The organism is Bradyrhizobium sp., assembly GCF_016462955.1.
Taxonomy (GTDB): domain Bacteria; phylum Pseudomonadota; class Alphaproteobacteria; order Rhizobiales; family Xanthobacteraceae; genus Bradyrhizobium.
Genome location: NZ_JAEMSD010000069.1, coordinates 9,646 through 19,923, shown reverse-complemented (window position 1 = coordinate 19,923; position 10,278 = coordinate 9,646). Strand labels below are relative to the sequence as shown.

General features: G+C 64.4%; 7 protein-coding genes and 2 pseudogenes. 3 read left to right on the top strand and 6 right to left on the bottom strand.

Annotated elements, in window-relative coordinates; all coding sequences use genetic code 11:
- A pseudogene (locus JHD07_RS10370) lies at positions 1–672 on the top strand (hypothetical protein); the annotation flags it as partial.
- 190 nt (positions 673–862) lie between these two features.
- On the opposite strand, the gene JHD07_RS10365 reads toward JHD07_RS10370, so the two are convergent.
- From JHD07_RS10365 to JHD07_RS10340, 6 genes and pseudogenes are all read right to left on the bottom strand, one after another.
- Positions 863–2,062 (bottom strand): ABC transporter substrate-binding protein, encoded by a 1,200-nt coding sequence (locus JHD07_RS10365; protein WP_291621641.1) that lies wholly within the window; start codon positions 2,060–2,062, stop codon positions 863–865.
- Between the two features lie 138 nt (positions 2,063–2,200).
- Complete coding sequence (locus tag JHD07_RS10360; protein WP_291621639.1) at positions 2,201–4,039, bottom strand: long-chain fatty acid--CoA ligase; 1,839 nt, start codon at positions 4,037–4,039, stop codon at positions 2,201–2,203.
- Positions 4,040–4,131: 92 nt separating this feature from the next.
- Positions 4,132–4,920, bottom strand: coding sequence for an ABC transporter ATP-binding protein (locus JHD07_RS10355; protein ID WP_291621638.1), 789 nt, complete (start codon positions 4,918–4,920; stop codon positions 4,132–4,134).
- A gap of 4 nt (positions 4,921–4,924) precedes the next feature.
- A complete protein-coding gene (locus JHD07_RS10350; RefSeq protein WP_291621636.1) occupies positions 4,925–5,683 on the bottom strand; it encodes an ABC transporter ATP-binding protein in 759 nt (252 codons plus the stop codon).
- Positions 5,680–6,831 carry a branched-chain amino acid ABC transporter permease gene (locus JHD07_RS10345; protein ID WP_291621634.1) on the bottom strand — a complete coding sequence of 384 codons (1,152 nt, stop codon included), beginning with the start codon at positions 6,829–6,831 and terminating at the stop codon, positions 5,680–5,682. Before JHD07_RS10345 ends, JHD07_RS10350 begins: the two co-directional genes overlap by 4 nt.
- A gap of 5 nt (positions 6,832–6,836) precedes the next feature.
- Positions 6,837–7,711 (bottom strand): annotated as a pseudogene (locus JHD07_RS10340) (branched-chain amino acid ABC transporter permease).
- Positions 7,712–7,986: 275 nt separating this feature from the next.
- On the opposite strand from JHD07_RS10340, the gene JHD07_RS10335 reads away from it, so the two are divergent.
- Positions 7,987–8,736: an ABC transporter ATP-binding protein gene (locus JHD07_RS10335; protein WP_291621632.1), complete on the top strand. Its 750-nt coding sequence runs from the start codon at positions 7,987–7,989 to the stop codon at positions 8,734–8,736.
- Entirely contained in the window at positions 8,733–10,259 is a 1,527-nt protein-coding gene (locus JHD07_RS10330) for a permease (protein ID WP_291621630.1), read from the top strand. Before JHD07_RS10335 ends, JHD07_RS10330 begins: the two co-directional genes overlap by 4 nt.
- The last annotated feature ends 19 nt before the right edge of the window (positions 10,260–10,278 follow it).

The window sequence follows — 10,278 nt, the reverse complement described above, 5'->3', positions numbered from 1 at the left end:
TCGCTGGCGCTGGCCGAGGCCGAGCTCAATGGCCAGGTGCTCGGCCTGATCGGCAAGTTGGACCCGACCGCGGCACGCTTTGCCTTCGCCGAATATGGCCGATGGACGCGCGAACGCGACCGAAAATGCAATCTGGTCGGCAAGGAGAACGTGCCGCTGCAGGAGCTGGAATCGGCGGAGGATTGCCTCGCCGAGCATCTGAAGCGCAAGACCGACGACGTCCGCGCCGCGAAGGGCGATCCCAGGAAGGTGTTCGGCCGGCAGGTCACGGTCCGCATCCCCGACACCGACGCCGTCGACTTCTGCGCCGCGCGAATTCATGCGGCCAATTCATGCGGCAACTTTCTTCGCATCAACCGCGTCTATGCGCTCGACAGCCAGGTGACCGATCAGGAAGCGCAGGTCACGGGCGAGATCGAGATGGTCGTGCTGGCGCCCTTTACCCTGTGCAGCAAGGTGGCCACGACCTGCACCGGCACCTGCTGGGACGCGCGGACGGGTCGGCCGCAGCCAGGCGCCGGCAACAAGGAGCGCTCCGCGGACGCCTTCAACGTCACGCGCCGCCTGCGGATCCAGAGGACTTTCGCCTTCGTCAAGGCCGCCGACGGCTGGCGCTGCCGCGAGGACGAGCTGGCCCCGGTGAATTCGGGCACGGCGAGCGGGGGATCGTAGGGTTCTCTCCGTGGTGCACATCTTCCTTCTTCCCTTGTGGGAGAAGGTGGCGCGCAAGCGCGCCGGATGAGGGGTTCTTTCCACGCGCAAGACCGTTCGTGAGGATAGAGACCCCTCACCCGGCTCGCCGCTGCGCGGCGATCCACCCTCTCCCACAAGGGGAGAGGGTGCACCGGTCGCTCGCGAGAGATCAGAACATCAGATTGTCCTTCACCAGCACCCAGCGTCCGCCCTTGACCTGCTGCACCTGGGTGATGGTGTTGGCGAGGTGGTCGGTCTTGGAGAACTTGGTCGGCGGTGAGTTGAAGATGTCGAGGAACTTCTCGCCCGACTCGAGCGCATCCAGCATCTTCTGACCGGTGAGATCCTTGCCGGCCTTGTTCGCGTAGAACGCAAACGTCATCATCGCATTATAGCCGATGATCGCCTGCGTGTTGGCGTCCGCGTTGAACATCTTCTTGTAGTTGACGAGCCAGTCCTTCACCTTGCCCTTGGCGGTGTCCTCATAGGGAATCTCGAAGCCGCTGGCGGCATAGAGCCCCTCGACCGTTTCCTTGCCCAACGCAGGAACCTCCATCACGTTGGTGGGAGTGGCGCCGAGGAAGGTGACGTCCCAGCCCAGCTTCTTGGCTTCGCCCATCGCCCCGATGGTCTCGCGGAGCACGGTGCCGAGCACGACGAGGTCGCAGCCGTCGGACTTCATCTTGGCGATCTGCGCGCTGAAATCGGAGGCGCCACGCTTGTAGCTCGTGATCGAAGCCGGCTGCGCCTTCATGGCGCTGAGCTGCTGATTGAAGCCGTCGAGCACGTTCTTACCGTACTCGTCGTCCTGATGCATGATGCACGGCTTCTTGAAGCCCTTCCACTCTATCATGTACTTCACCGCGGCCCGCGTGCTCTCGACGTAGGGCAGCAGGTTGTTGAACTTCAATCGCTCCTGCGGCTTGGCCGGATCGAACTTGAAGGTAAACTCGGCCGCCGTCAGCGGGAAGAGCTGAAGCACGCCGGCATCGAACAGGATGTCCTGCGCGGCGAGCACAGTCGGCGACCCCATCGGCCCGACCATCGCGAAGATCTTGTCGCGCTCGATCAGCTTCTGCGAAGCCAGCACCGCCTTCTTCGGGTCATAGCCGCTGTCCTCGACGACCAGTCGAATCTTGCGGCCATGGATGCCGCCGGCGGCGTTGATCTCCTCGGCCGCCATCTTCAGGCCGTTTGCGACCGGAACGCCCCAGCCCTTGATCGGACCCGACAGATCCTGATGCGTGCCGATGACGATCTCGGTTGCCGAGATGCCCTCATTGGTGACCTTGGTTTGCGCTGCGGCCGGCAGACAGGTGAGCACCACGGCACTCACAGCAAGGCCGAATGCGCTGAACGATTTCGACATTGACGTCTCCTCTCCTAAAGGCCCGTGTTGGACGAAGGGCGGGGGCCACGGCTCCTTCGCTTTCTCGAATGCGACGTTTCCTTTTTGCGCATGCTCTTCCCGGAAAACCGGTTCCCACTTTCCCGGGCAAGCGCATGGTCACGCCACCGCACGCTCGCGATACATTGCTTCGATTTCGGCGGCGTAGCGCTTGTTCACGAAGCCGCGCTTCAGCTTCATGGTCGGCGTCAGCTCCTCGTCCTCAGGGGTGAGCTGGCGCTCGATCAGGTAAAACCTTTTGATGGTCTCGACGCGGGCGAAATTGCCGTTAACCTGCTCGATCTCGCGCCAGATCAGATCCTGAATCTCCCTCGCCCGGCACAGGCTGGCGTAGTTGGTGAAGGGAATGTCGCGATCCTGCGCGAACTTCTCGACGTTCTCCTGGTCAATCATCACGAGGCAGGTGAGATAGGGCCGCTTGTCGCCGATCACGACCGCGTCCGAGATGTAGGGCGAGAATTTGAGCTGGTTCTCGATCTCGGACGGCGTGATGTTCTTGCCGCCTGAGGTGATGATGATATCCTTCATCCGGTCGGTGATGCGCACGAAGCCTTCATTGTCGATGGTGCCGACGTCGCCGGTGTGCAGCCAGCCGCGGGAATCGATCGTCTCCGCGGTCTTCTCCGGCTGGTTCAAATAGCCCATGAACAGGAAGTCGCCCTTGACCAGGATCTCGCCCTCGGGCGACAGCGCGACCTCGCCCCAGGGCACCGCGGTGCCAACCGAGCCGAGCTTGATCCTGTCCGCGGGCATCATGGTGGCGACCCCGCAATTCTCGGTCTGGCCGTAGACCTCGTGCATGTCGATGCCGAGCGCCAGATACCAGCGGATCAGCTCCGGTGCGATCGGGGCTGCGCCGGTGAAGGCGATGCGGCAACGGTCGAGCCCGATCATGCGGCGAATGTTGCGGAACGCGACCAGATAGGCGATGCGGTCGGCGATGCGCAAGCCTAGCGGCGGCGCCCTGCCCTCGAGCCGGTACTCCACCATGCGGTAGCCGACAGCGATGGCCCGGCGATAGACCCATTGCTGTAGCGGCGTCGCGTCCTTCAGCGCGATGGTGATGGCGGAATAGAATTTTTCCCAGACCCGCGGCACCGCCAGAAAGGCGGTCGGCTGCACCTCGCGTAAGTTGTCCAGCACGGTTTCCTGGCTCTCGGCGAAATTCATCACCGAGCCGAGCGCGACGGAGATGTAATAGCCGCCGATGCGCTCCGCGACATGGCAGAGCGGCAGGAACACCAGCCGTTCCTCGTCCTCTTGCGCAGGGATGAAATCGCTGGCGTGCCGCATCTGGTGGGTGACGCTGCGGTTGGCGTGCATCGCGCCCTTGGGCGGACCTGTTGTGCCCGACGTATAGACCAGGATCGCAAGATCGTCAGCAACGCGGCTGTCGATCATCTCCTGCCACAGCCCTTCGCGGCCGACCATGTGGTTGCGACCGAGCGCACGAAACTCGTCGAGCGACATCACCATGTCGTCGGAGAAGCCGCGCAGTCCCTCCATGTCGAACACGATGATCTTCTGCAGGGAGGGGCAGCGCGCGCGGCAGGTGAGGATCTTGTCGAGCTGCTCCTCGTCCTCCGCGAAGATCGCTTTCGTGCGGGAATCGTTGACGAGATATTCGACCTGCGAGGAGGAATCGGTCGGATAGATTCCGCTGGAGACACCACCGGCGCACAAGATGCCCATATCGGCGTAAACCCACTCGGGCACCGCATTGGCGATGACGGAGGCGACGTCGCCGGGCATGAAGCCGATGGCGCGAAGCGCGTAGGCGATCTCTTTCGAGATCTCGAGCCACTGGCGCCAGCTCGTCGGCTGCCAGATGCCGAACTTCTTCTCGCGGATCGCCGGCCTGTCACCCCGCGTCTCGGCGGCGCGCAGAAAGCTCTTCGCGATCGTGTCAGCGACCGTCAGCACCGCCGGTCGGGCCATGCGTGTCTCCTCCTTGTCGCCTGCCTCCGCTGCCTGCCTTGCCGGCGGTCTCTAATTGCGGATGGCAAGCTCATCCTACTGCCAGCTCGTCCTCACCGCCACGTCTTCTTCTTTTTCCAGCGCCGCTCGCCTCGCGCACCCGCTTCCTTGGCGCCAAGGTAGAACTCCTGGATGTCCTGGGAATGCATCAAGCGGTCGCAGGTGTCGTTCATCACGATGCGGCCGATCTCCAGCACATAGCCGTAATGCGCCGTCTCCAGCGCCACCTTGGCGTTCTGCTCGACGAGCAGGATCGACATGCCCTGCTCCTCGTTGACCCGGCGGATGATGGTGAAGATCTCCTTCACCAGCAGCGGCGACAGGCCGAGCGAGGGCTCGTCGAGCAGGAGAAGCGTCGGCCGGTTCATCAGCGCCCGCCCGATCGCGAGCATCTGCTGCTCGCCGCCGGAAAGCTGTCCGGCCGGCTGGTTGATGCGCTCCTTCAGGCGCGGGAAATAGCCATAGACGCGCTCGATATCCTCCGCGACGCCGTCGCGGTCCTTGCGCGGATAGGCTCCCATCATCAGGTTCTCGCGCACGGAGAGGAACGGGAACACTTCGCGCCCCTCCGGCACGTGGCTGAGCCCGAGACGCACGATCCGGTCGGCTTCCATGCGCTGGATCGGCCTGCCCAGGAACTCGATCGTCCCCTTCTGCGGGTCGAGAATTCCCGAGATGGTCTTCAGCACCGTGGTCTTGCCGGCGCCGTTGGCGCCCAGCAGCGTGACGATGCGGCCGCGCGGCACCTCCAGCGAGATGCCGCGGATCGCCATGATCGGCCCGTAATAGCTCTCGATGTTCGAGAGCTTCAGGATTGTCTCGGGCGTCGCGGTCGCGTCCATCGCCTCAGGCTCCCAGATACGCAGCGACGACGTCGGGGTGCTGCTGCACCTCGGCCGGCGAACCCATCGCCAGCACCCGGCCGTAATTCAGCGCGATGACGCGGTCGGAGACGCGGTTGACCAGCGACATGTCGTGCTCGACCATCAGCACGGTGACGCCGAGCTCGTTCTTGAGGTCACGGATCCAGAACGACATGTCGTCGGTCTCCTCGACATTGAGACCGGAGGACGGTTCGTCGAGCAGGATCAGTTTCGGCTCCGAGCACAGCGCCCGCGCCAGCTCGATCACCTTGCGCACGCCGTAAGGCAGGCCCGAGATCAGCTTGTCGCGATAGGGCTCGAGATCGAGGAATTCGATGACCTGCTCGACCCGGCGGCGGTGCACCTTCTCGTTGGCCCGAACGCTAGGCAGGAACAAGAGCTCCTGCCAGAGCTGCGTGGTGGAATGGCGGTGACGGCCGACCAGGAGGTTCGACAGCACGGTCGCGTTCTCGAACAGCTCGATGTTCTGGAAGGTGCGGGCGATGCCGAGCTTGGCGATGTCGTAGGGCGCCTCCTCGGTGATGTCCTGGTCCTCGAAGAAGATGCGGCCGGAGGTCGGCCGGTAGATCCGCGAGATCAGGTTGAAGATCGAGCTCTTGCCGGCGCCGTTGGGCCCGATGATCGAGAGAATCTCGCCCTTCTCGACCGCGAACGAGACCGCGTCGACGGCCTTGAGGCCGCCGAAATGCAGCGAGAGGTTCTCGGCGCGAAAATAGCTCATCGGTTGCGCTCCGACTTCACGTAGATCTTCTGCCGCTTGAAGGTGGCACGCTTGTAGAGCGGGAACAGCTGGAAGAAGAGCTTGATCTTGAGCCAGCGGCCGTAGAGCCCGAGCGGCTCGAACAGCACGAACAACACGATGATGATGCCGTAGATCGCCCCCTTAAGGCCGTTGAGCGAGGCGAAGGCCGCAACGTTCGCCTGGATGTTGCCCGCAGTCGTCGTGCCGGCCCCGAATGCCGCGGCGATGCCGGCGATGATGCCGGGCATGTCGTCCTTCAGATAGGTCAGGAACGGGTCGATCATCACGATGAAGATCGCGCCGAGCACGGCGCCATGCAGGCTGAAAGTGCCGCCGATCAGGATCACGATGATGAACTCGATCGAGAGCTGGAGCGTGAACATCTCCGGCGAGATAAAGGAGAGCTTGTGCGCGAACAGCACCCCGGCAAAGCCGGTGATCGCCGCCGAGATCGCGAACGACTTCACCTTGTAGAGTGCGACGTTGACCCCCATGCTGCGCGCCGCGGTCTCGGAATCGCGGATCGCGACGAAGGCACGGCCGGTCGGCGAGCGTAACAGATTGAGCGTTCCGACGATGGTGAGAACCAGTACGGCAAGGCAGAGGTAATAGAAGGTCGGGCTGTCGCGCGGCACGGTGACCCCGAGCAGCGACAGCGCCTTGACCCGCATGCCTTCGTTGCCGTGGGTGACGCTCTCCCAACGCGCCAGGATCTCCTCGACGATCAGGGCAAAGGAGATGGTGGCGATGACGAGGTAGATGCCGGTGAGGCGCAGGGCGGGAAACCCGACCATCGCGCCGATGATTCCGGTCAGGAGCCCGGCGGCGAGGAAGTAAACCGGAAACGGCACGTTGTATTTCTGCAGATACGCGGCCGTGTAGGCCCCGATCGCGAGGAACGCGGCGTGCCCGAGCGAGGCCTGGCCGGTGAATCCGGTCAGGATCAGCAACGCCACGCCGACGATCGCGTAGATGCAGACGAAGACGAGCTGGCTCATCAGGTAGCTGGAGAGCACATGAGGTGCGATCAGCAGCAGCGCGAGCAGGACGCCGTAGGTGACGATGTAGCCCGAATGCGGGAACAGCTTGATGTCGTCCTCGTAGTCGGTCTTGAACATGAACCGCATGGCGTTCAGACCTTCTTGCGGACGTGGAGGCCGAACAGGCCTTCGGGCTTCAGGAGCAGCACGGCGAGCAGCACGAGGTAGGGCGCGACGTCCTTCCACCCTCGGGCAGGTAGAAGCCGGCCATGCTCTCGATGACGCCGATCAGGACGCCGCCGACCACTGCGCCCGGGATCGAGCCGAAACCGCCGAGCACGGCGGCGGGAAACGCCTTCAGGCCGAGCACGAGGCCGACATTGGAGTGGATGAAGGTGATCGGGGCCAGCAGCACGCCGGCACAGGTCGCGACCGCCGCGCTGATGGCCCAGACGACCGACACCACGCGCTTGACCGGAATGCCCATGTAGTAAGCAGCCAGCATGTTCTCGGAGCTGGCCCGCATCGCAGTGCCGAGCATGGTCTTGTTGAAGAACAGCCACAGCAGCGTGCACAGGATCATCGTCGCCGCGATCACCGAGAGCTTGTCGTAGGCCAGCACCAGCGAGCCCATGCGCAATACGCCCTGGCTGAACGGGGTATCGATCTTCAAATCGTCGGTGCCCCAGATCATGCCGGCGACCGAGCGAAGGAAATAGCCGAGGCCGATCGTGACCATGATGATGGAGAACTGGGGATAGCCGAGGATCGGCCGCACCACCACGCGCTCCGCCACCATGCCGAACAGCGCCATGGCGGCCACTGCGCCGGCAAAGCCGAGCCAGTAGTTCAATCCCATCATGCCGATGAAGGTGAAGGCAAAGAACCCGCCGAGCATCATCAGATCGCCCTGGGCGAAATTGACGACCTCGGTGGCCTTGTAGACGAGCACGAAGCCGAGCGCGATCAGGCCGTAAACGCAGCCGAGCGCAACACCGCTGACCAGCTGCTGAACGAAATCCAGCATCGCCGCGCATCCTCCCCGATGCAACCAACGGCTCTTTTTGGCCGCTCAACCGCATCTTGTGTCCAGTCGCTACGCAGTCGTTTCGCCGCGTTAGCTCCATTTGTCCGGAATCAATTCAGCCTGATCGCTCGCGCGCTGTCAACAAACGGTGACTTGTGGGCGTGGCCCGCCCTTAGCCAATCCGGATGACGGAATTTGCGGCAGTGCGATTCACGGCGCCTCAATATCTTCGGGGCATGGTCTCGGACGATGCGAAACCGTATGGTGTGGCCGTCATGAAGCCGGACAGCTCGGCGCTGGATGTTAAGGGGTTAACGAAGCGTTTTGACCGTCTGGCGGTGGACAGCCTCGATCTCACCATTCGCGCCGGAGAATTTTACGCGCTGGTCGGCCCCAACGGCGCCGGCAAGACCACGACCTTGCGCATGGTTGCAGGCCTGCTGCGCCCCGACGCCGGCGCTGTCTCGATCTTCGGCATCGACGCGCTGGCCGACCCTGTCGGCGCCAAGCAGGTGATGGCGTGGGTCTCCGACGAGCCGATGATCTACGACAAGCTGACGCCACTCGAATATCTCGAATTCGTCGCCGGGCTCTGGGGCATCGCTCCGGCGACCTCGGAGCCGGTGGCACAAGACCTGCTCGGCTCGCTCGGGCTCGAGGCGCACCGGCATGAGCGCTGCGAGGGGTTTTCCAAGGGCATGCGCCAGAAGGTCGCTCTCGCAGGGGCACTGGTGCACGATCCCCGCCTCATCATCCTCGACGAGCCGCTGACGGGGCTCGACGCCGTCTCCGCCCGCCACGTCAAGGGCCTGCTCAGCGCGCGCGTCCGCGCCGGCTGCACCGTCATCATGACGACCCACATTCTCGAGGTGGCCGAGCGCATGGCCGACCGCATCGGCGTCATCGCCTCCGGTCGCCTGGTCGCGGAAGGCACGCTGGCCGAGCTGCGCCAGCAGAACGGCCATGCCGACACCAGCCTGGAAGATCTCTTCATCGCGCTGGTGACGCTTCAGGCCGCGGCATGAGCTCGGCAACCGCGCTGTCTTGGTTTGCCCGTCACGAGCTGCGGCTCGCCTGGCGGGAATGGTTCGCCATGATGACGGGCGGCCGGCGCAAGCGGGCGCGCGTTGCCGTGGTCGGCCTGCTCTGCTTCGCCGCGCTGCTGCATTTGCCGGCCTGGGCGGTGATCGGGCGATTCGCCGACCTGCAATTGCCGCTCGACAAATCCTCGCTGATCGTGATCTCGGCGACGATCTTCCTGGCCTGGACCTTGATGCTGTCGCAGGCGATCGAATCGGTGACGCGGGTATTCTACGCCCGCGCCGATCTCGACCTGATCATGTCCTCGCCGGCGCGGCTCGCCAATCTGTTCTCGGTCCGAATCGCCTCAATCGCGCTGACCGTCACCGTGCTGGCGCTGCTGTTCTCGACGCCCTTCATCGACGTGCTGGTGATCGGCGGCGGCGCGCGCTGGCTCGCCGCCTTCGGCGTCGTCATTGCGATGGGCCTGTCGGCCGCGGCGATCGCGATCGCCATCACCATTCTCTTATTCCGGCTGATCGGCCCGGCGCGAACGCGCCTGATCGCCCAGATCCTCGCCGCGATCATTGGCGCAGGCTTCGTGATCGCGCTCCAGATCGCCGCGATCATGTCCTACGGCACGCTGGCACGCTTCACCATCCTGACCTCAGGCAGCCTTGCCGCCTATGCGCCCGACGTCGACAGCATCTGGTGGTGGCCGGCGCGGGCAGCGATGGGCGACCATGAGGCCCTGCTGCTGCTTCTCGCGCTGGCTCTGGTTCTGCTCGGCGGCGTCATGGCGATCTTCTCGCACCGCTTCGCCGACACCGCGATCGATGCAGCGGCGTATGGCGCATCCGGCCGCGTCCGCACCAGGGAGCGCCCGTTCCGCGGCGGTTCGCGCCAGCAGGCGCTACGTCGCAAGGAATTCATGCTGCTGTGGCGCGATCCGTGGCTGATCTCGCAGACCTTGATGCAGCTGCTCTACCTGGTGCCGCCGGCGCTCCTGCTCTGGCGCAATTTTGCCGATAGCTCCGCGGCGCTGACGCTGATCACGCCCGTCATCGTGATGGCGGCCGGACAGCTCGCCGGCGGGCTGGCCTGGCTGACGATCTCGGGCGAGGACGCTCCCGACCTGGTCGCAACGGCGCCGCTGATGCCATCCGGCGTCATTCGCGCCAAGATCGAGGTCGTGCTGATCGCCATTGCCGCGATCTTCGGCCCGCTGGTCGCTGCGCTGGCCTTTGCCTCGCCGTCCCAGGCCGCGATCAGCGCCGGCGCGATCATCGTCAGCGCGGCCTCCGCGACCGCGATCCAGCTCTGGTTCCGGGTGCAGGCAAGGCGCAGCCAATTCCGCCGCCGCCAGACCTCGTCGCGGCTGGCGACCTTCGCCGAGGCGTTCTCCTCGATCGGCTGGGCCGCGACGGCGGCCCTGCTGCTCGCCCTGCCCTTGGCCGGACTCATCAGCGGCCTGATCACCGCGTGCCTGGTCGCCATCACCTGGAGGTTCAGCCCGAGGCGCGCGTGAGAGCGTACCGAGATCCTCC

Excerpts from the sequence above, each read along its gene's own strand:
- JHD07_RS10365 (WP_291621641.1), bottom strand. The coding sequence starts at position 2,062 with ATGTCGAAATCGTTCAGCGCATTCGGCCTTGCTGTGAGTGCCGTGGTG.
- JHD07_RS10360 (WP_291621639.1), bottom strand. The coding sequence starts at position 4,039 with ATGGCCCGACCGGCGGTGCTGACGGTCGCTGACACGATCGCGAAGAGC.
- JHD07_RS10355 (WP_291621638.1), bottom strand. The coding sequence starts at position 4,920 with ATGGACGCGACCGCGACGCCCGAGACAATCCTGAAGCTCTCGAACATC.
- JHD07_RS10350 (WP_291621636.1), bottom strand. The coding sequence starts at position 5,683 with ATGAGCTATTTTCGCGCCGAGAACCTCTCGCTGCATTTCGGCGGCCTC.
- JHD07_RS10345 (WP_291621634.1), bottom strand. The coding sequence starts at position 6,831 with ATGCGGTTCATGTTCAAGACCGACTACGAGGACGACATCAAGCTGTTC.
- JHD07_RS10335 (WP_291621632.1), top strand. The coding sequence starts at position 7,987 with ATGAAGCCGGACAGCTCGGCGCTGGATGTTAAGGGGTTAACGAAGCGT.
- JHD07_RS10330 (WP_291621630.1), top strand. The coding sequence starts at position 8,733 with ATGAGCTCGGCAACCGCGCTGTCTTGGTTTGCCCGTCACGAGCTGCGG.